The organism is Chryseobacterium lathyri, assembly GCF_003290185.1.
Taxonomy (GTDB): domain Bacteria; phylum Bacteroidota; class Bacteroidia; order Flavobacteriales; family Weeksellaceae; genus Chryseobacterium; species Chryseobacterium lathyri.
On sequence record NZ_QNFY01000013.1, the window covers coordinates 78,611 to 99,675 of the forward strand.

The 21,065-nt window shown below is 37.4% G+C and carries 26 protein-coding genes; 23 read left to right on the forward strand and 3 right to left on the reverse strand.

The window, feature by feature from the left end; translation table 11 throughout:
* From DRF61_RS17675 to mobA, 3 genes are all read right to left on the reverse strand, one after another.
* On the reverse strand, positions 1 to 663 hold the full coding sequence (locus DRF61_RS17675; RefSeq protein WP_146896953.1) for a hypothetical protein: 663 nt from the start codon (positions 661 to 663) through the stop codon (positions 1 to 3).
* 156 nt (positions 664 to 819) lie between these two features.
* A complete protein-coding gene (mobB, locus tag DRF61_RS17680; RefSeq protein ID WP_111959468.1) occupies positions 820 to 2,112 on the reverse strand; it encodes a conjugal transfer protein MobB in 1,293 nt (430 codons plus the stop codon).
* Positions 2,109 to 2,540 carry a conjugal transfer protein MobA gene (mobA, locus tag DRF61_RS17685; RefSeq protein WP_111959470.1) on the reverse strand — a complete coding sequence of 144 codons (432 nt, stop codon included), beginning with the start codon at positions 2,538 to 2,540 and terminating at the stop codon, positions 2,109 to 2,111. Before mobA ends, mobB begins: the two co-directional genes overlap by 4 nt.
* 406 nt (positions 2,541 to 2,946) lie before the next feature.
* On the opposite strand from mobA, the gene DRF61_RS22690 reads away from it, so the two are divergent.
* The 23 genes from DRF61_RS22690 (at position 2,947) to DRF61_RS17795 (ending at position 21,065) form a co-directional block, all read left to right on the forward strand.
* Complete coding sequence (locus DRF61_RS22690; RefSeq protein WP_157963397.1) at positions 2,947 to 3,111, forward strand: hypothetical protein; 165 nt, start codon at positions 2,947 to 2,949, stop codon at positions 3,109 to 3,111.
* Positions 3,095 to 3,247, forward strand: a complete 153-nt coding sequence (locus DRF61_RS17690) for a hypothetical protein (protein WP_157963398.1) — start codon at positions 3,095 to 3,097, stop codon at positions 3,245 to 3,247. Before DRF61_RS22690 ends, DRF61_RS17690 begins: the two co-directional genes overlap by 17 nt.
* Before the next feature lie 63 nt (positions 3,248 to 3,310).
* On the forward strand, positions 3,311 to 4,090 hold the full coding sequence (locus DRF61_RS17695; protein WP_111959474.1) for a ParA family protein: 780 nt from the start codon (positions 3,311 to 3,313) through the stop codon (positions 4,088 to 4,090).
* Positions 4,083 to 4,481, forward strand: coding sequence for a DUF3408 domain-containing protein (locus tag DRF61_RS17700; RefSeq protein ID WP_111959476.1), 399 nt, complete (start codon positions 4,083 to 4,085; stop codon positions 4,479 to 4,481). Before DRF61_RS17695 ends, DRF61_RS17700 begins: the two co-directional genes overlap by 8 nt.
* A gap of 29 nt (positions 4,482 to 4,510) precedes the next feature.
* On the forward strand, positions 4,511 to 4,786 hold the full coding sequence (locus DRF61_RS17705; protein ID WP_111959478.1) for a DUF3408 domain-containing protein: 276 nt from the start codon (positions 4,511 to 4,513) through the stop codon (positions 4,784 to 4,786).
* Between the two features lie 2 nt (positions 4,787 to 4,788).
* On the forward strand, positions 4,789 to 5,403 hold the full coding sequence (locus DRF61_RS17710; RefSeq protein ID WP_111959480.1) for a conjugal transfer protein TraD: 615 nt from the start codon (positions 4,789 to 4,791) through the stop codon (positions 5,401 to 5,403).
* 45 nt (positions 5,404 to 5,448) lie between these two features.
* A complete protein-coding gene (locus tag DRF61_RS17715) occupies positions 5,449 to 5,757 on the forward strand; it encodes a hypothetical protein (RefSeq protein ID WP_111959482.1) in 309 nt (102 codons plus the stop codon).
* Between the two features lie 207 nt (positions 5,758 to 5,964).
* Positions 5,965 to 7,503, forward strand: coding sequence for a hypothetical protein (locus DRF61_RS22935; RefSeq protein ID WP_228452567.1), 1,539 nt, complete (start codon positions 5,965 to 5,967; stop codon positions 7,501 to 7,503).
* Between the two features lie 292 nt (positions 7,504 to 7,795).
* Positions 7,796 to 8,101, forward strand: a complete 306-nt coding sequence (locus DRF61_RS17725; protein ID WP_111959484.1) for a DUF4134 domain-containing protein — start codon at positions 7,796 to 7,798, stop codon at positions 8,099 to 8,101.
* 30 nt (positions 8,102 to 8,131) lie between these two features.
* Positions 8,132 to 8,962: a DNA adenine methylase gene (locus DRF61_RS17730; RefSeq protein ID WP_111959486.1), complete on the forward strand. Its 831-nt coding sequence runs from the start codon at positions 8,132 to 8,134 to the stop codon at positions 8,960 to 8,962.
* Between the two features lie 9 nt (positions 8,963 to 8,971).
* Positions 8,972 to 9,310, forward strand: coding sequence for a DUF4133 domain-containing protein (locus DRF61_RS17735; RefSeq protein ID WP_111959488.1), 339 nt, complete (start codon positions 8,972 to 8,974; stop codon positions 9,308 to 9,310).
* Positions 9,307 to 11,814, forward strand: a complete 2,508-nt coding sequence (locus DRF61_RS17740; RefSeq protein WP_111959490.1) for a TraG family conjugative transposon ATPase — start codon at positions 9,307 to 9,309, stop codon at positions 11,812 to 11,814. Before DRF61_RS17735 ends, DRF61_RS17740 begins: the two co-directional genes overlap by 4 nt.
* Positions 11,815 to 11,835: 21 nt before the next feature.
* A complete protein-coding gene (locus DRF61_RS17745; RefSeq protein ID WP_111959492.1) occupies positions 11,836 to 12,468 on the forward strand; it encodes a DUF4141 domain-containing protein in 633 nt (210 codons plus the stop codon).
* A 4-nt stretch (positions 12,469 to 12,472) separates the two neighbouring features.
* Positions 12,473 to 13,456 (forward strand): conjugative transposon protein TraJ, encoded by a 984-nt coding sequence (gene traJ / locus DRF61_RS17750; RefSeq protein ID WP_111959661.1) that lies wholly within the window; start codon positions 12,473 to 12,475, stop codon positions 13,454 to 13,456.
* 20 nt (positions 13,457 to 13,476) lie between these two features.
* The gene (gene traK / locus DRF61_RS17755; RefSeq protein WP_111959494.1) at positions 13,477 to 14,100 is read left to right on the forward strand and encodes a conjugative transposon protein TraK; all 624 of its coding nucleotides are present in this window, start codon (positions 13,477 to 13,479) and stop codon (positions 14,098 to 14,100) included.
* A gap of 82 nt (positions 14,101 to 14,182) precedes the next feature.
* Entirely contained in the window at positions 14,183 to 14,392 is a 210-nt protein-coding gene (locus tag DRF61_RS17760) for a hypothetical protein (protein ID WP_146896956.1), read from the forward strand.
* Entirely contained in the window at positions 14,382 to 15,710 is a 1,329-nt protein-coding gene (gene traM, locus DRF61_RS17765; RefSeq protein ID WP_111959498.1) for a conjugative transposon protein TraM, read from the forward strand. Before DRF61_RS17760 ends, traM begins: the two co-directional genes overlap by 11 nt.
* A gap of 24 nt (positions 15,711 to 15,734) precedes the next feature.
* A complete protein-coding gene (traN, locus tag DRF61_RS17770; RefSeq protein ID WP_111959500.1) occupies positions 15,735 to 16,634 on the forward strand; it encodes a conjugative transposon protein TraN in 900 nt (299 codons plus the stop codon).
* Positions 16,635 to 16,653: 19 nt separating this feature from the next.
* Positions 16,654 to 17,214, forward strand: coding sequence for a conjugal transfer protein TraO (locus DRF61_RS17775; protein WP_111959502.1), 561 nt, complete (start codon positions 16,654 to 16,656; stop codon positions 17,212 to 17,214).
* Positions 17,215 to 17,225: 11 nt separating this feature from the next.
* The gene (locus DRF61_RS17780; protein WP_111959504.1) at positions 17,226 to 17,678 is read left to right on the forward strand and encodes a TraQ conjugal transfer family protein; all 453 of its coding nucleotides are present in this window, start codon (positions 17,226 to 17,228) and stop codon (positions 17,676 to 17,678) included.
* A gap of 257 nt (positions 17,679 to 17,935) precedes the next feature.
* Positions 17,936 to 18,262, forward strand: coding sequence for a hypothetical protein (locus DRF61_RS17785; protein WP_157963399.1), 327 nt, complete (start codon positions 17,936 to 17,938; stop codon positions 18,260 to 18,262).
* Positions 18,263 to 18,354: 92 nt separating this feature from the next.
* Positions 18,355 to 18,678 (forward strand): molybdenum ABC transporter permease, encoded by a 324-nt coding sequence (locus DRF61_RS17790; RefSeq protein ID WP_307724876.1) that lies wholly within the window; start codon positions 18,355 to 18,357, stop codon positions 18,676 to 18,678.
* A gap of 344 nt (positions 18,679 to 19,022) precedes the next feature.
* Complete coding sequence (locus DRF61_RS17795) at positions 19,023 to 21,065, forward strand: type VI secretion system Vgr family protein (RefSeq protein ID WP_111959508.1); 2,043 nt, start codon at positions 19,023 to 19,025, stop codon at positions 21,063 to 21,065.

Below are 21,065 nucleotides of genomic sequence, written 5' to 3' on the forward strand. Positions count from 1 at the left end.
TTAAAATTCTCTTCCAAAATAGCGTTCTTGTACTATTAGGTATGTCTCAGCATTAACCAATCTTTCTGAGGATAGATTGTCGATATACAATTGTAGAAAATCTTCATTCACAGTATCATAATTTTTACCAGAAAGACTGCCTAAAAAAACGAATAATAAATCTTCTCCAAAATAATGATGTGTTGACGATCTATATATACCACCCATTCGTTGCTGATTCTTATTATTATTTTCGAAGGATACAATATCATTTTTAAAATATTTATTAAAAAGAAGAGTGAGGTGCGCTTGGTCACTGATAGAAAAATCAGGATAAAGAACCTCAAAAAGTTGATATCGTATTTTATAAAATTCCCTTCTGAAAAGCGGGTTTTCATCTTTTATAAGATCAATCCTTATATCTGTTACCAATCTCCAATCGGCATACCTGTCTAATTTAACCTTATCATAATTGGCACGTTCTGCCGCTTTAAGTCTTTCAATACCATAATATGCTACGATCAGCGTAATCGTTGCACCAATAAGTCCATAAAATTTTGAGAATTGCTTTAGATAAAAACTCACTCCCTCAGACGAAATAGAGAGTGATGTAGAAAATAGTTCGTATTGTTTTGAGACAAATGCCAAAATAGAAACCACGAGTAATATGATGGCAACGGCCATGATTATGTAATTAAATATTTTACTGATATATTGGACAATATCCTGGCTTAGAAAATTGTAAAACCTTCTCATGATTTTTGGTAATTCAATATGGTTATTAAATGCTTTTCAGTAAATATACGAAATACGGAAGAAAAAGAATTCGTTAATTATAGGCTAAAATTTCGTTCTCCTGATTTTCTTTTTCTTCTTCATCCTATTCGCAAATGCCATTTCTTCGTAATCATCCCCCTGAGCACCAGGCACTAAAGAACCAAGTCCATCTACAAAACTTTCTGTTAAATTCTCGACGACTCCTTCATCCAAGAAATCAAATAATTGATGTAAGATATTATTTGGATTTGTAGATTCAGTATTTTCGTTGCGAAAAAAACTATAGGATGATGATTTATCTGTTGAAGATTCAAAATCGTCTTTCCAATGCAGATTGAAAACATTTGCAGAAAGCTCTTTTCCCAGTTGAGAACCATTCCAAACGGTACGACTTTCATGATCAATAAAAGTAATGCCGTAAACCCTACCTTCCTCATTTCTTCGTACCACTATATTTATCCCCTGTTGTGCCAACTGTTTTTTAAACTCGGCCTCGCCGTTGGTAATTGCTAAAATAGATTCACAAGTGTTTTTTAAAATTGATTTTACAGAAGTGGATTTCATGGCTCTTTTGCTTTCTTGAAAATGATTATTTAAAAATTCCGTTCCACTCTTTTTCCCAAACAAAGAAGCTTTAAAAGGATTGCTTATTTTATTACCTGCATCATCAAGTGCAAAATAAACAAGCCCAGTTTTCATCTGCCCATTAATTTCTCCCTTTACCTCTTCAGCTCTAATATTAAATAATGATAATAGCGCATTATAACTTCCTAAAGTCTGAAATTTATAGTGCCACGGAAGATACCTTATTATTGATGAAATCTGACTTTTGATATTTCCCTTTTTATAATCAACAGGTCGAAAATGAAGATCATCACTGGTAGCTTTTTCCATTGCTGGTAACAAACCATAATCTTTTTCAATATTTCTACAAATAGCCATTGATCTTTTGTGATCGTTGTAGTCTGGAATTTTCCTTCCGTCCGACCTAACACAAGTTGTGACAATATGAATGTGGGTTCGTTCTATATCGGTATGCTTAAAGATAATGTAAGGTTGTTTTTCAAATTCCATTTTTGTCATATATTCATTTGCGATTGCTACCAACTTTTCATCATTTAGGTAATCAGATGCATCAGGATTTAAAGAAATATGACGGATTGTTTTCTCTGTTTTATGGTTCGCAGTAAGATATGGATCAAAACATTTCATCAGATAACTAACAGAATATGTTCCATTTAAACTTTCCGGCATATTATTGAGACCGAGAATCTGACCATTTTCGCTGGCTACTTTTTGAAAATTATAATTTATTACACCGTAAAGGTTTGCTCCTTTTCCAATTTTTGCAATCATTTTTGAAGATATTTTTTCTCGAATTCAAGTGTTAGATCTATAATTTCTCGACACAATTTCGCCAATTCCGAGGTCTGGTTTTCTAATTTATATAGATAGGCAGACGCTTTTTTCTCTGAAAAATTTCGGTACAAAATCTTCACTACCTGATTATAATTAACCCCTACTGACCTAAACTGGCTATACAAATTTGTTAATCGGGTATGATATTCTACTGCATTCATATCAATCTTTACTGTTCTGATGGCCTTGTCGAACATGCAAGCCGTGATAAAATGTGCCATAACCTTCATTCCTGATTTTTCAAATAACGACAAGAAACGATCATTCTCTTTATCGTTCAAACTTATCGTATATCGGTGTTTTGCCGGATCAATCTTGGGCTTGCGCCCAGACTTTTTTATTTGATCTTTTTTTTGATTATCCATTGTCAAAAATTATTGTTTTAATGAAAACCTCGACTTCGGAGAGTGTTTTTAAAGCCCCGCTAGGGCAAGTTGTTTTGAGCTGCGGAATTTATTTCGAGCAGCTCAAAAGATAACTTGCTCCTTTCCGATGAAAGGATTCCGCCATCATTGGCGGATTGAATAAAAACAATTCATGGATTATAGACCTCTAATCCATTAAAAGTTAAAATTGCTTTACCCCTCCATACTAATTCAATACAAAGTAAAGGCAACATTTTTAAAGGCCCACCATACAAGCCAGAGCCAAAAAGTGCCGCATTTCGCCAATCAATTCCAGGCAGCTAAAATGGATTTATAATTACTTGTTATTTGTGCAATCAAGCTAGATAAGCTGATTGTAACCTTGATATCAGGCTTGCAAATAATCATGGTAGCAATTCATCAGAGGGGCTATACGGAGAACAGGTTTTCAATCAGGCTAGAAAACCTGTTTTCAAGAGGACATGCCAATAAAGATGCTGTCCGGTCTGAAAAATTTCCTGGAGTCAGTGAAGAAAGCAAAAATGCAAGAACGCATGACAGTTATAATTAAGATCAGCATGATTGATAGAAAGTCTGCCAGAAAGAATGAAAATCTGCAAGTTTTCATACGTGAAGATTTCCTTTCAGGTTATAGGTCTATCATTCTTTCAGGACAGAAAAGAAGATATATAGAAAGCATTCCGTAGATCCAGCGTGCTTGCAGGATTTACAAAATACAATAACATAAAAATTTTTAAAAATTAAAGAAAATGGAACAGAAGAAAAACACATTATTTGTAGCCTTCTCCAGCCAAAAAGGAGGTGTAGGTAAAAGTACTTTCACAGCGATCTTAGCCAGTACATTACATTATGGCCGTGGACTGAATGTAGCAGTTTTCGATTGCGATTATCCGCAACATAGTCTCGCTCAAATGAGACAGCGAGACCAGTCTGCAATTATGAAAAATGAAAGCTTTAAGAAATTGGCTTTCCAACAATTTAAGGCTATAAATAAGAAAGCTTATCCGATATTTCAGTGCAAGCCAGAGCTGGCCTTAAAAGAGGCTGAACAGTATTTACAATTGTCACAGTTACCTGTTGATATCATATTTTTTGATCTTCCAGGAACAGTGAACACTCCGGGTCTTTTAAGCACTCTTGCGGGAATGAACCACATTTTTTCTCCGATCACAGCGGACCGTGTTGTGCTTGAGAGTACACTATCTTTTACGGATGTCATGACCAACGTTCTGATAAAAAATGGTCAAACTTCCATTAAAACAATCAGACTTTTCTGGAATCAAGTAGATGGAAGGGAGAAATCGGTTCTGTACGATCATTACGATAGAATCATTCATGAATTGGGACTGACACTAATGGAAACTAGAGTTCCTGACAGCAAACGTTTTCGAAAAGAAAGTGAATCAGAAGCAAAGACCGTTTTTAGGTCAACCTTGCTCCCACCGGATAGAAGACTTATAAAGTCTTGTAAAATGGATATGTTCATCGAGGAATTTTTAAAAACTATAAAAATGCAGGATAATGGATAAAAATGGAAAAAAGGCAAATATTCCAGAGGTTGATGAAGAATATCTGATGCAAGTTATGGCTGAAGGAACACGTGATCCAAACCTTCCACTTGCCAATGACCCGCTCGTTGAAAATAAACCTGTGGTAAAAGAAAAGGCAAAAATCAAAAAGCAATCAGAAAAGACCTACGGAGAACTTTTTCTTAAGAATCATTCTATGAACCGAAGAGGTGAAAAGAGTATCTACATAAGGCAGGAGTCTCATGAACGTCTATCCAGGATTGTACAGGTTATTGGTGAAGACAAAATACCGCTTTATGCCTATCTGGACAATATTTTAAATCATCATTTTGAGCTTTTTGAAAAGGCGATTACAGATGATTTCAATGATAAGTTTAAACCTATTTTCTAATTAATTCCTTTTGAACGAATATTATCGCAATGAAAAAACAAGAACAGAACCAATCGAAAAAAACACTTCATATAGATGAATATGAATCTTCTTTTTTGAAGCCGACCAGCACGGTAGCCCGATGTGGAAAATCAGTTTATATATGCTCCGACTTCCACAAGAAATTGACCAGAATCGTTTGTATTCTTGGAGACGGAGAAATTACGTTAACCGATTATATTCATAATGTGTTAAAGGAACATTTTGAGAATTTCGGTGATGAAATAAACACGATGCATGCCATGAACCAGAAACCAATATTATAGCAATGGAAGTATTGATTTTAACATGCCTTTTAACAATAATTATTCTTTTGTTGAAAGATAAATTGGTCATAAATAAGATTAGAAGAAATCCGGTTGTCGCTTCCAGGAAAGATCCAAAAGACATCATGGGTAAATCTAGGTATGTCAATGGCCTTTCTGCGCCAACAGCATCCACAGAGAGCCAAATTAATGATGGAAACGATAAAGAGGATAATTTTGAAATGAACACCGAGGGAAAGGGTTTAGAACATCCAGTTCCAGAGAAAAATTCTGAGGAATATTCCGAAGAGGATATTGACTACGAGGAAGAAGAGGAAGAATTTAAAACGATAGTGGATCCAAATACGGTCAGAGGGTATGCCAAAGGGGTTTCCTTTCAGGAACTCAATGATGCCGGGCAGGTATTACGGAACGATGATCCTGATCCTGTTTCAATTAAAAAGGCAGTCGCAGTAGTCCGTAAGATTGAAGGTACCGATCTTTTCTATCTATTGGAAAATGCTATGGAAGGTTCTTCCCGCAAGATTGCAGATCTTTTGAATAAGAATTTGCCAGACGAGGTAGAACCTAAAACTTCTGAGAACGGTGATGATTTTGACATTGGGGATTTTATCTAAGATCCCCAATGTCTTTTTTAGTACTGTACAAAACTTTAAATAGTTATGATTAAATCAAATAATGATCCCAATTATATATTTGAGGAATATAAAGGATATATAATTGCCAGCCACAAAAATAATGTTGCCGAACGGCATGTGCATAATTTTATTCTAGTTTATAAAAAAGAGGAATTTCCAGACTATGGATTTTGTATTGGGCTGGACGATAGTAAATCTTCTGGGCGACGAATAATGGTACCTAACAATCTCGAAGATGCTAAATCGTACATCGATTGGCTAGTTGAACAGCGCTTGAAAAGTGATGTAAAAAAAACTGAAATTCCAAAGCAAAGGAAAGGGCCAAAATTATAATTCCCTGAATTGGCGAACTAAGCTTCCCAAGTGAGATCTCTGAAAAATATCTGCTTTTGATATGCCATCACTTGATTTTAGATGCATCCAGAAGTGTGTTGAAACCTGAATATTGCCAGTAACTGCCAAATAGTTCCTAAGAATTCAACTTTATCCAATGTCATTAATTTTCGGATCATTTTTACCCATAAAATAAAAAAGAAAATTATGGATAAAGAAAACAGAAAATTACCGGAGATTGAAATTGAGAAAACAATTTTTCAATTTGACATTGATAGGCTGGCGCTCATTGAAAAAGATAATCCTAGCAATTCGATCAGCTTTGCCTATATGAAAGATCATGGTACGCATTATTCCTTTAGTTATAGCCCATTATATAAAACTCACGATTTTATAATGAAAGGTCCAAGTATCGATGAAATGATCGATAAGATTCTTGATCCTGCATTAAACCCTTCTGTAATGGTTACAGTTCCGCGGATTACCGAAATTGATCCTTTGGGTTTTAGCAATAAGTATAACTGTACTACCAAAGATATGGTTGAGAAAACTGACTTTGAATTAATGGTCAATCAGGAAGTATACAATAAAAGAATTGATGGGCATCCCGTCAAAGTGAACATATGCGGCAATCAATATGTTGTTGATCCTGACAATGATATCTTATGGTCCATTGAAGGAAAACCTGATATTGAGCTTAAAGGTTTGCAAGATTATTATAGTGATAAAAATAGAGCATTTAATATATTATATGAACCCATAAGCGGGAGGGTTATTGATCTCAAAAAACAAAGTGTCATGGATACCGAAACGGTAAAGCTTGTAGAGATTCCAGACATACGTACCATTGACCCCATAGGGAAAAACCATGCTTCAAAATTGCCACTTAAATTTGGCCTCATATACCATGATTTAAAACTTGAATACGACCTTGCATATAGTCATGATCAAATTAGCCAAATTATACCGACTAACAGGAATGAGCAGGGACAATTGGAATTATTGATCGAGGGGACTACATTTATTGTTGATGTTAACACGTTTGAATTCCGAGATAAGTTCGATCCAAATAATGTAATTCCTTTAAAAGAAATGCAGGATTGCGGGGATGGATATCTGATTGAGTATAATGATAAGGATATTCACTTACCTGAATTTGTTGTACTTGATCCTGCAGCAATGGCAAAAAAATACAACGTCTCCATTCAGGAAGTGGAAGCGCATGATGACTTTCATTTTATGGTGGATCAACAGGCTTTTCACTCCCGTATGCAGGGCAAACTTCCAACTATTGATATTGAAGGCCATACCTTTACTGTTGACATCAGGATGAATATGCTTCGCTCAGCAAGTGATTTCCTTTCCAAAGGGATAAATTTTGATGATATTGACCATTATTATTCCGAAGAGAAAGATGCCTATCTCATTCCCTACGATCCCAAAAAACATGAATTTCGTGAACTGGACTATGCTAATATTTCCAGCTTCCCCAAAGATCTGATTGCTATAGAATTTCCATTTCAAACAAAACTTGACCCGATTGGATGGAACCGTGAAGGTGGCTGGGATCTGAAAAGTGATTTAAAATGGGTTGGCGTACAGAGCCATTTTGAAGCAAAGAAAATTCCGTGGAAAAAAACGTTTATTGTTGATGTGATCAAAGAAAATAAGCAGAAACAACAACAAGGACAAAATAATCAAAAGACAAATAAGCCGTCAAATAATAGCAAAGGCCGAAAGATGTAATTTGGTTTAATTCCATAACCTAATTCCGAGAAAAAAGGTGCTAAATCTTAGATTTAGCACCTTTTTTTGAGGGGGATACAGGCAAAAACCAATCAATTGTAAAACCTCTCCCAGACTTCCAAATGTTCAAAAATCTTAAATCTTTCATACATAAATCTAACCGCTTAAAGCCTCTGAACGCCAAATAATTCCTCTGATTTCCAGATTAAAAGGGTGCTTTTAATTCTATCTCACATTTGCCATGTAAGCCTGCACGGAGCAGGAAAAGAATAACAAAAAATTCGTTTAAATCATGGAAAAACAAAGAAAAAGAATTTTGCTGACAGCAGTATTAGTGCTATCAACAGTTGGTGCATTTGCACAGGGAAACGGACAGGGTGGTATTCAGGAGGCAACCCAGATGATCACTGGTTACTTTGATCCAGCGACCCAGCTTGTATATGCGATCGGCGCTGTGGTCGGGTTGATAGGGGGTGTCAAAGTTTACAACAAGTTCAGCAGCGGTGATCCCGATACCAGTAAGACTGCGGCAAGCTGGTTTGGCGCCTGCATATTCCTGATTGTTGCGGCTACGATCTTACGATCATTCTTCCTGTAGTCTTCCTTTCAAACCTTTAAATCAGCAGATATGACTAGGAAAAATATAACTACTCCTCTTACTTACTATGGGGGTAAACAGAAACTTTCAAAGGTAATTATTCCACTTATTCCACCGCACAAAACATACGTTGAGCCTTTTGTAGGTGGCGGGGCTATATTTTGGTCAAAACCAATTACCGAGGTTGAAGTTATCAACGACTACAATAGAGAATTGATCAATTTCTACGAAATGGTGCAGAATCAGTTCGTAGAATTGGAAAAATTGATCAGAATAAGCCTTCACAGCAGATCATTACATAACGATGCGCTTGTCATTTATAACAACCCACATCTTTTTGATCGGCTGAAGCGCGCCTGGGCAGTATGGGTTCTCTGCAACCAATCCTTTAGTTCTATTATCGGGGACGCCTGGGGGTATGATAAAACAAGCTCCACAACCGCTAAGAAGATCAGCAATAAACGTAATTCATTTTCAGAAGAATATGCGATAAGGTTACAGAATGTACAAATTGAAAACACGGATGCGCTACGCATAATCAATTCTCGTGATCATATTTCTGCCTTTCATTACTGCGACCCACCATATTATAATTCTGATTGTGGGCATTACGATGGCTATTCGAGAGAAGATTATGCCTCCCTCCTTCGCTGTCTATCCGAGATAAAGGGAAAATTTCTGCTAAGCAGTTATCCAAGCCCTGAGTTGAAGCAATATATAAAAAATCATGATTGGTTCAGCATACAGATGCAGGCAAATGTAATGGTTGATAATGCGCATGGAAAACCCCATAAAAAGAAGATTGAGGTCTTGACTGCGAATTATGACCTGAATGCTATTCAAGGAACTATAAACTTTTAAACCAGACCAATGAAAGTATTTAATATCAATAAAGGTGTGGGCCGTTCGGTTGAGTTTAAAGGACTTAAGGCCCAATATCTGTTCATTTTTGCTGCTGGTCTTCTGGGCGTATTGATCCTTGTAATGATCATGTATATGATCGGAATTAACCCCTATGTATGCCTAATTCTTGGAGGTTCTGGATCATCGGTTCTCATCTGGCAGACTTTCTCCCTTAATGGGAAGTATGGTGAACATGGCCTTATGAAAATAGCTTCAAAAAAGCGACATCCAAGGTTCATCGTCAGTCAGAAGCGAATTTATCGCTTACTAAAATCCAGGTTAAACTTCAAATCCAAAATATCATGAAGAATATGGCAAAGACAAGGACTTTGGAATCAAAGTTTCCGCTACTTGCAGTTGAAGAGAACTGTATTATATCGAAAGAAGCGGACATCACTGTATGTTTCAAAGTTATCCTTCCGGAAGTATTTACGGTATCATCTGCTGAATATGATGCAATGCACTCTGCCTGGCACAAAGCAATAAAAACTTTACCAGATTATTCGATTGTACATAAACAAGATTGGTTCGTTAGAGAAAGTTATGAGCCAGATCTTTCCGATGAAGGAATAAGCTTTTTGGGAAAATCTTATCAACAGCACTTTAACGAACGTCCTTTCCTGAACCACTACTGTTATCTTTTTTTAACAAAGACCAGTAAGGAAAGAATGCGAATGCAATCGAATTTTTCTTCGCTGTGCAAAGGGGTCTTGATACCAAAGGAAATACGTGACAAAGAAAATATCTATCGGTTCATGGAGGCGGTGGCACAGTTTGAGCGGATTTTAAACGACAGTGGTTTTATAACTCTTGAAAGACTTACAGCTGAAGATATCACGGGTTCTGATAATCATCCGGGGCTACTTGACCAGTACTTTACCCTTTCGATGGAAAAAGATGAACCATTGCAGGATATATCCTTAGGCAACGAGGAGGTCCGCATCGGCAATAAAAGGCTTTGTTTGCACACATTATCGGACACTGATGATCTTCCGGGTACTGTTTCAATAGATACTCGCTATGAAAAGCTGTCCACAGATCGAAGTGACTGTTTATTATCATTTGCATCCCCAGTTGGTTTACTGCTGAATTGCAACCACATTTATAATCAATACCTTTTTTTAGATAATTCCGATGATAACCTCAGGAAGTTTGAGAAATCCGCCCGGAACATGCATTCGCTGGCAAAGTATAGCCGTAGCAATCAAATAAACAGAGAGTGGATCGAGAAGTATCTCAATGAAGCACATTCTTTTGGGCTTTCTTCGGTTCGTGCACATTTCAATGTGATAGCATGGTCAGATGACCCTGCTGAGTTGAAAAGAATAAAAAATGATACCGGCAGTGCACTGGCTCTAATGGAATGCAAGCCCAGACATAACACGGTTGATGTTGCCACACTTTTTTGGGCAGCAATGCCCGGCAACTCAGGTGATTTCCCCAGTGAAGAGAGCTTTTATACCTTTATCGAACCAGCTATCTGTTTTTTCACAGAAGAGACAAATTACCATGATTCCCCCTCCCATTTCGGGATCAAGATGGCGGACCGTCTTACAGGAAAACCGGTTCATTTGGACATTTCAGACCTTCCAATGCGGAAAGGAATTATCACAAATAGGAACAAGTTTATACTGGGGCCTAGCGGAAGCGGGAAATCATTTTTCACGAATCACATGGTTAGACAATATTGGGAACAGGGTTCCCATGTTCTGCTGATCGATACCGGAAACTCCTATCAAGGTCTTTGCGAAATGATAAAGGGGAAATCTAAGGGCGATGATGGTGTATATTTTACCTATACAGAGGATAACCCAATCTCATTTAATCCCTTTTACACAGATGATAATGTTTTTGATATTGAAAAGCGAGAAAGCATTAAAACTCTAATCTTAACACTTTGGAAAAGAGACGATGAACCTCCGAAACGTTCTGAAGAAGTCGCACTGTCCAATGCTGTGAGCGGATATATAGATCATATCAAGACCTTGGAAGGCAAGCCTTCATTTAATGGATTTTATGAATATGTAAAAAATGACTATAAAAAAGTGCTTGAAGCGAAGGAAGTGCGTGAAAAGGACTTTGACTTAGCCAACTTTTTAAACGTTTTGGAACCCTACTACCGGGGAGGCGAATATGATTACCTATTGAACTCTGAAAAAGAGCTTGATTTGCTAAATAAGAGATTTATTGTCTTTGAGGTGGACGCAATAAAAGATCATAAAATTCTTTTCCCAATAGTGACCATCATTATCATGGAAACCTTTATCAATAAGATGAGACGCTTAAAGGGTATCCGTAAGCTCATACTAATTGAAGAAGCTTGGAAAGCGATTGCAAAAGAAGGCTTCGCGGAATATATAAAATACCTGTTTAAAACAGTCAGAAAGTTCTTTGGTGAGGCAATTGTCGTGACCCAAGAGGTTGACGACATCATTCATTCTCCTGTCGTCAAAGAGACTATCATCAATAATTCCGATTGCAAAATTCTTCTTGATCAGCGAAAATACATGAATAAGTTCGATGATATCCAAGCGATGTTGGGATTAACTGAAAAAGAGAAATCCCAGATACTTTCGATCAATATGAATAATGATCCTGCCCGGAAATACAAGGAGGTTTGGATTGGGCTTGGGGGTACTCACTCAGCTGTGTACGCAACAGAAGTTTCAATGGCGGAATATTATGCCTATACCACAGAGGAAACTGAAAAATTAGAGGTCATGCAATTAGCGGAGAAACTTGGAGGAAACGTCGAGCATGCTATCAAACGTATCGTGCTTAAAAAGAGCGAAAATCAACATAATAATTAATCATTTAAAATTTTTAAAGCAATGAAAAAACTCATTTTCGTGGTGATGATGGTATTAACCTTTGCCATCACATCGCAAGCAAGAGCCCAGTGGGTAGTGACTGATCCCACAAACTTGGCTTCCGGAATTGTCAACAGTGCCAACGAAATTGTTCAGACATCATCTACAGTTTCCAATGTGGTGAAGAACTTCAATGAAGTAAAGCGGGTTTACGAGCAAGGTAAAGAATATTACGACAAGCTTAAGGCGGTCAATAACCTGGTCAAAGATGCCCGAAAAGTTCAGCAAACGGTATTGCTTGTAGGGGATGTTTCAGAAATGTACGTCACCAACTTTGGCAAAATGATGAATGACCCCAATTTCAAACCAAATGAATTGGCTGCCATTGCAAACGGATATTCAGCACTATTGAACGAAAGTACCGAACTCTTAAAGGAGTTGAAGCAGATTATTACAGCCAATGGACTTTCGTTAAATGATAAAGAAAGAATGGAGGTAATTGACAAAGTATATAAGGAAGTCAAAGAATACCATGCGCTTGTCAAATACTTCACCAATAAAAACATTTCGGTAAGTATTATCCGGGCCAAAAAGAAAAACAATACAAAAAGAGTTCTTGAACTCTATGGCACGCCTGATCAAAAATATTGGTAATATCATGGAATACGAGAACTTACACGAAATCTTGCGCTCACTCTATGATGAGATGATTCCACTATCGGCAGATATGGCGGGAGTGGCAAAGGGCGTAGCTGGATTGGGCGCGTTATTTTATGTTGCCCTCAAAGTATGGCAGGCATTAAGCCGCGCAGAACCTATCGACGTTTTCCCTTTACTGCGGCCTTTCGCATTGGGCATCTGTATAATGTTCTTCCCAACAATTGTGTTGGGATCTATCAATGCTGTTTTAAGTCCAGTTGTAAAGGGAACGCATGCCATGCTCGAAAATCAGGTCATTGATCTTAATGTGCTGCAGGAAAAGAAAGACCAACTGGAATATGAAGCAATGATCCGAAATCCTGAAAAAGCGTATTTGGTTTCTGATGACGAATTTGACAAAAAGCTTGAAGAATTAGGCTGGTCGCCGAGCGACCTTTCCACCATGACGGGGATGTATTTTGAGCGTGGAATGTTCCAATTGGGTCAGAAAATAAAAGATGCTTTCAGGGAACTATTGGAAATATTATTTAATGCAGCGGCGCTGGTCATTGATACCATAAGAACTTTCTTTTTGATCGTCCTTTCAATCCTTGGCCCAATTGCATTTGCCATCAGCGTCTGGGATGGATTTCAGTCTACATTAAATCAATGGTTTACCAGATACGTTAGTGTTTATTTATGGCTACCTGTTGCTGACCTGTTCAGCTCAATTCTGGCCAGGATACAGTCTCTGATTTTAGAGCGCGATATCGAGAATTTATCTGACCCTTCCTTTATTCCTGACACGACGAACACCGTGTATATCATCTTTATGATTATTGGGATAGTAGGATATTTTACTGTGCCTACTGTAACGGGCTGGATCATCCAGGCATCTGGCGCAACCAATTACACCAAAAATATTCAGCAGGCGGCCAGTGTTGCTAGTGGTGGTGCGGGCGCTGTAGCAGGAAACATCGGTGGGCAATTACTAAAAAAATAACAAACCTAAAAATTAAAAACATGGAATTTAAAACCCTCCGAAATATCGAAAATAGCTTCCGCCAAATCAGGCTTTATGCGATAATTTTCGCTGTATTATGTACTGGTATAGTTGGATATGCTATCTGGAAGTCATATAGTTTCGCCGAAAGGCAACGGGAGAAAATCTATGTTCTTGATCAGGGAAAATCGTTGATGCTGGCGCTAGCGCAAGATGCCAGCATCAACCGCCCTGTTGAAGCAAGAGAGCATGTGAGACGTTTTCACGAACTATTTTTCACCTTGGCCCCAGACAAAAATGCTATTGAGAGTAATATGAAAAGGGCCTTTAATCTCGCCGATAAGAGTGTTTTTGACTACTACAATGACCTGGCAGAAAAGGGCTATTATAATCGTATAATTAGTGGAAATGTACAGCAACGGGTCGAAGTTGATAGTGTAGTCTGCAACTTTGATTCTTACCCCTATTCTGTTAAGACTTACGCCACTCAATTTATTATCCGTTCAAGCAACGTGACTAAGCGTAATCTCGTGACTTCCTGCAATCTTCTTAACTCCGTTCGTAGCGACAACAATCCGCAGGGGTTCAATATTGAGAAATTCGCTGTTTTGGAGAACAGAGATCTAGAAGTTGTTGAACGTTAAATCTATCATTATGAATATTAGAACAAAAATCGAAAATCACATTAACGATCTAGATGACCGTTGGCGCGAATTACCCATAAAAATGCAACGAAAATATACTATTTATTTTTTCCTGTGCTATACCATTTTAACGCTTATTGTTGTTGCGAACGTGTGTGTGGAAACGGGGGAAGCAGATCAGGAAGTCGCGATCAGACATATTGAGAATCCTGTCGGAAAAACTGAAAAGTCCAGTAAAATGAGCATGGACAGTACTTCAATTAATCTAAAAAATGAGAATAATGGAAAATAACGAGAATAAAAGAATCAGTATTCTAGTCGAAGAATCTGAGCAGAAATCTGAAGATTTAATTAGCGGGAATGAAAAGTCCAAGTTGGAAAAGTTAAAAAAGCCATTGATTTATCTTTTGATGGTAATCGTTTTCCTTGCCTGTCTCTATCTAATTTTTAAGTCTTCGGCCGATAAGAAGGAAAATAAAGATTCAGCCCTCAATGGTGCTGTCCCGCAGGCCACAGAAATTGGAATGCAGTCTGATAAACAAAAAGCCTATGAACAGGCCATGATGGATGAGAAAAATCAGCAGAAAAAGACCATGCTAACATCACTTTCGGATTATTGGAATAGCGACAGTACTATGCAGGCCACCGATCCGAACTCCGGTTTAAATGGGAATGCAACGAATAATCCTTTAGGAAAAAGTTATCAAACTGAAAATACTGCTTTAAACTCCTATCGGAATGCGCAAGCGACTTTAGGTTCATTTTATAACAGTAACGAAAACTACGAATCGACGGAACTTCGCAAAGAGATTGCAGGATTAAAAAAGCAACTTGATGAAAGGGATGCGAATCCCGCTCCTTTAACAGTTAATGACCAATTGCAGCTCATGGAAAAATCCTACCAGATGGCGTCTAAATATCTTCCAAGTAATGGTGGTGAGCAAAAAAAGACAGATAGTACAACCATTAGAAATACTGGAGTTCAGAAAGCATCTTTTGTCGCTTTTTCCCCTATGCGCACCAATGTGGTTTCTGCCCTTTATCGTGAACCTACCGATAGTGAGTTTTTGGAAAACATTAACGGAGAAAGAAACCGTGGATTCTACACTGTGGGTGTGACAGAACAGGTTTCCAAACCGAAGAATAGTATCGGGGCATGCATTCATGAGACTACTACCATAACCACTGATGGAACGGTGAAATTACGATTACTTGAATCTGCGAAAACACCAGATTTTACTATTCCTTCCGGATCTATCGTTACAGCAGGAGCAAAATTCAACAATGGCCGTCTACTGTTAAAGGTCTCATCAATAGAATTTGAGGGAAATATTTTCCCGGTTGATATCAACATTTATGATTTAGACGGCCAACCGGGATTGAGTGTTCCATATTCTGCTGAAATGAATGCTGTAAATGAAATAGTATCCAATATGAGCCAGTCTTCCGGAACTTCTATCATGATGAGCAGGTCAGCAGGCCAGCAAATAGCGGGCGATCTCTCCCGTGGTCTGGTTCAGGGAGTTTCGGGGTATTTTTCAAAGAAAACAAGAACACCCAAAGTAATGTTAAAGGCCGGTCATCAAGTCTTTTTAGTTTCAAAAAAATAATACTAATCCTTAAATCAAATAGAAATGAAATCGATCATTAAAAAAATATTAATAACGATTTGTGCAATGCTTGGTTTTATTTATTCCCGTGCACAAACAAATACAGACTCACTAAATCATAAGGTTGATTCAGAACAGATTGAGCCGTATCGTATTACTGTAACTTATAATAAAACAACGCACCTTATCTTTCCATCTGCGATCCGTTATGTTGATCTGGGAAGTGAATTTCTTACCGCGGGAAAAGCTGATGATGCGGAGAATGTATTACGAATCAAAGCAGCAGTGAAAGATTTTGAAGATGAATCCAATTTCTCTGTGATTACGGATGACGGAAAATTTTATAGCTTCAGTGTTTTTTACAGCTCTTATCCTGAGATTCTGACCTATAATCTTGATCCAAATGATAAATCCGTTTCAAATTCCAGAGCCAATATACATCTGGAGGATCTGGGTTTTTCTCCTTCGATTCCCGATCAGCTCATGGAAGCTATCTATAAAAAAAACCGGAACAATATCAGGCACATCGCTTCCAGAAGTTTCGGAATTCTCTTTAGTCTGAAAGGGATTTACATATACCAGGGGAAATATTACTTTAATACACAGATCCAGAATAAAACCAATGTTTCCTACCAGATAGACTTTATAAATTTTAAGATAGTCGATAAAAAAGTTGCAAAACGTACTGTATTTCAAGAGAAACCATTAAATATTGTCCGGACGTACAGCGATATTGCCGAAGTACCGGACAATAAAACATGCCGTGAAGTTTATCTGCTGGATCAGTTCACACTTGATCATGATAAAATCCTTGTCATTGAGCTTTATGAAAAGAATGGTGGAAGGCATCAAAGACTTGAAGTTGAAAATGAGGATCTGATCCGCGCCGTACTATTAAGGGATCTACCACTGAAAATTAAATAACAATCTTATTTAAAACGATATGAAAAAGATATTAAGCATATTCTTAATGAGTATATTACCGTTTTCGTCGATTTTGGCGCAACGATTACTACCTTATCAAAAAGGTTTACAGGTCACTGCTGGCATGTTTTCCAAAGACCAACCAAAGGACAATTATTTTGTGAATCTGGAGCTGACACAAAATCACAAAAAAGGAAATTATCATTTCTTTTCAGCAGAATATCAGCGCAGGACGACATTTTACGCTGAAAACCCTATTCCCATAGAAACTTATTTATTGACGGGAGGATATAGTTTCCATCTTATAAGCTTACCAAATAAAATTGTGAGTTTAAATTCAGGAATCGAAGCCAGTGGTGGTTATCAGCTGGTCAATCACAACAAACTATTGCTAGCGGATGGTTCCCAGATCAACAATGAGAGCAGTTTTGTTTACGGCGCTGGAGGCAGGCTGACCATAGAGGCATACCTGACCAATTTCATTATTCTGTCCGTACAGGCCAGGGCGAAATACATTTGGGGAACGAATTTTAATCAGTTCCGCCCTTCCGCCGGTATTGGGCTTCGTTTTAATCTTTAAAATTTATCCGTATGAAAACATTATTAGTAACAAAATTCCAGACTCGCTGGTTCATTTTACTTTTTAGTATTTGTTTATTATTTTCCTGTAAAAATGATGATCTTGATATTCAGCAGAACTTCCCATTTGAAGTTATCGTACTTCCTGTTAACAAGGCAATTGCAGTCGGTCATACAGAGGCAATCTCCATGAAAATCAAAAATACAGGAAGTTTTTCTGGCGTTCAATATTTCTTCCGGTATTTTCAATATGACGGAAATGGAAATTTGAACTATGAAATTGGTAAGACAGGTAAAAAAGCCTTTTTACCCAATAAAATATACTTTCTTTCCGATGCCAAAAGTTCGGAGATCACCTTCTATTACACCTCACAATCCAACGTCCAGCAATCATTTGACATTTGGATACTTGATAATTTTGGAAATGAAAGACAATTGAGTTTTCAATTTAACAGTATTAAGTAGTGAAATGGGGCAGCTTTAAGATCAAAGCTGTCTCATTTATTTTTTTTCCCATTAAAACTAAACGATGACGATTTCAGAAATCGATTATTTGCTCACAGTGGACTATCTAAAAAAACACTTGATAAAGGTGACAAATATTTAGCCTATGGTGATTGGATAGCAGTATGCACCCTTGAAGACCTGAAATCACTTTCACTTTCCGGACTAATTGTGATGCAACAGAATATTGCTTTGAAAACACCACTGATCGTGATTTTGTGATTCAATTATTGGTAAAATGGATTTATAAAGCTATGCTGGAAGGCATTAAAGATCCTACCATACTTGTAAGAAAAGGAGATATAATCGATGTGGAGATGACAGCTTTTTATTATGCTCTCAAAGTGGAGAACGAACTAACAAAAACTGAAAATAAGGAGAACAGTAATGAAAAAAATAACCCAAAAGACAAAACTGCTGAGCATGTCGGACGTTTTGAAAAAGAAAACCCAGTCACTCAGCAAAAAGATAAACAAGACAAAAGTCTTTCAGATCAGAAAAAGAACCGGAAACCGGAACGGAAAAAAGGAGGATTCAGATTATAGATTAAATCAGGATTGCAGGATTATCCGGCTAGGGAAATGAAAATGGGGTTGTTTCACAATGAAACAACCCCATTTTGTCCAAGTTATATCTTATGAAGAAAATATTTTTTTGTATTTTTATAGAAACCAAATCACTGAATATGACACCGTTATTAGTTATGGGCATTAGCTCATTAATTCTTGGACTGGCGTTACGTTATTGGATAAACAGGCGTAAATTCTACCGTCGTGGTCCTGCAGGCGCTGAAGGCTTTTCCAGTTATGAGCGATCCGTCATTATAACCTTAGCAGAAAGATTTGGCAAATGGATAGCGTATGCTCTGATCATTTTGGGTATTGGTTTTTTATGGACAGCAAAAACTTTCAAAAAAGATCAGGAAAGACGTCAGATGAGTATTGAAGCCTATCGGAAATAAGCTTTTTTAAAGCCAAAATTTCATATAATCATATCCTTATATCTCTGGTCGTAGAATTACGACAATTTCTCAAAAAGGTGGTGTAAAATTTTGTCATGAATTTTTATAGTGATATATTGGCTTTCCAAGTCACTAATTATTAACCTTTTAAAACCGCTGATGAATCATTTATTTAATCTTCAAATCACCTCTTGTTGAGGTATTTCCGATAGTTTTTGCTATAATTATAAGCAAGTGAAATCAATGTAAACGAAACAGGGCCACCTATTTCTTTACAGTTGTCCTCAAAGAATCCTACCAGAAGGATTATATATTATTTAAACACAACCGAAAAAATTATTATCATGTTTCAAGAAGACAAGGATCTTTCCCATACCGGAAAGTATTCAGATAAGATGAATTATGAGAACGAATTCAAAAAAAATGTAAATGTTGAAAACCTGACGAACGATGCCGTAAAAGTCAAAGATGCTATAAGTTCAGGAAAACAGATGTTCAATAAGCCGATAACTCCTAATGTGGCGGAAATTTCCAACGAAAAGATCTGGAGCAATCAACCAACTTCAAAAATTTACAATGCCCAGGCAATACCGGAAAATGCAATTGCCGGTATTAACCGCGTTGTAAAACTTGACATTCACGTTGAAGGTAAACAAATTAAGCATTTTAAACATTTTAGATTAAAACAGAAGGCATCTAACCATCATAAGTTTGAAATGGTTCTTGCCCACGATGCATTGGGAGATCCTGAAAACCATAATCTTGAAAACGCACAGAGTTTTCTAGGGAAAAGAATCACAGTTGTTTTTAAATATAAAGACGTGGATCAAAGCCCGGAGAGAAATTTTGTAGGTGTTATTACACAGATTGGCTTTAGTCAGGAAAAAGGAAGTTTAGGAAACATCGTTTTTAAGGGTTATAGTCCAACGATCCTATTAGACGCAGCTCCACATATACAAAGTTTCGGAGGTTCGCAACCGATAAGTTTGAACAGCGTAGCAAATGAAGTGATTAAAGAAGGCCTGGATCAAGGAAAATTTGATTTTCGTGTTGATGCTCAGCATGGTAATATTTCTTACAGTTGTCAATATGAGGAAACACATTTTAATTACCTGTCAAGAATTGCTGAAGCTTATGGTGAGCAGTTCTTTTATGATGGCGAGATTCTTCATTTTGGTAAATTGCCACCCCAAGAGAAACCAATAAAATTGGTTTATGGAAGCAATTTGAGTGATGTAAAGATCAAAATGAAGGCACAGCATGTTAAACCAACTTTTTATGGCTACAATAGTAGTAAAGATGAAAAGTTTATCGGAAGCAATTCAAAAATCACACATACTTCAGACATTGCAAAACGTGCTTATGAGATTTCAGAACGCACTTTTCAAACACCTTCTTTACGTGTTGCTCCTATCAAAGCGATATCTTTTATGGATATTGATGCTTCCCAAAGAGGTACAGCAGGGAGCAAAGCCGCTGAGGTACTCGTCACCTCTGGAAAAACAAGTTTGCCATTTCTTTATCCAGGATGCATAACTGATATAGAAATGCGTAAACCGGATTCCAATGAGACGACTTTCTTTACGAAATTAATGGTTATTGAAGCTCTTCATGAGGTGGATGCCAGAGGCTATTATGAAGGATCATTTAAAGCAATTGCCTCCGATACGGGCTTTCTTCCAAGACCAGAATATATCAATCCATTAGCGGAGCCACAGTTTGCAAAAGTAACATCCAATACCGATCCATTAAATCAGGGAAGAGTACAGGTACAGTTGGACTGGCAAAAAGGTCAGGATACTACGGAATTTATCCGCGTTATGTCACCAGATGCTGGAAGCAGCGATAAAGTTGGAAAAAACCGGGGATTTATGTCCATACCAGAAGTTGGAGACCAGGTAATTGTCAATTATGTCCATCTGCATCCTGATCGTCCTTTTGTTATGGGAGGAATGTATCACGGAGGGATTGGCGCCGGAGGAGGAGAAGGAAATAATATCAAAAGTCTGAGTAGCAGAAGTGGAAATAAGCTAGAATTGAATGACGGTGAAGGATCTGTTTTCCTGACAGATCAAGGTGGTGCGAACATGAAATTTGATGGTGCTGGGAATGCGAACACCAATGCTACCAAGAATAAATCAGTTTCTGTGGGTGAAAAAAATACGGTAACTGTTGGAGATACCCACAAAACAGATGTTGGAAATGGTCAAAGTGTGCTTACAATGGGAAAAGATGGTGTCATTGATTTAAGCTCGCTGGAAAAGCTAACCCTGAAAGTTGGTGACAACAGTCTTGAAATCTCAACGGCAGGAATCAAGGTGAACGGAGCAAAAATAGAAATTACTGGTGAAGGTTCCTGGAGTGGTGGAAACGTATTTATTAATTAA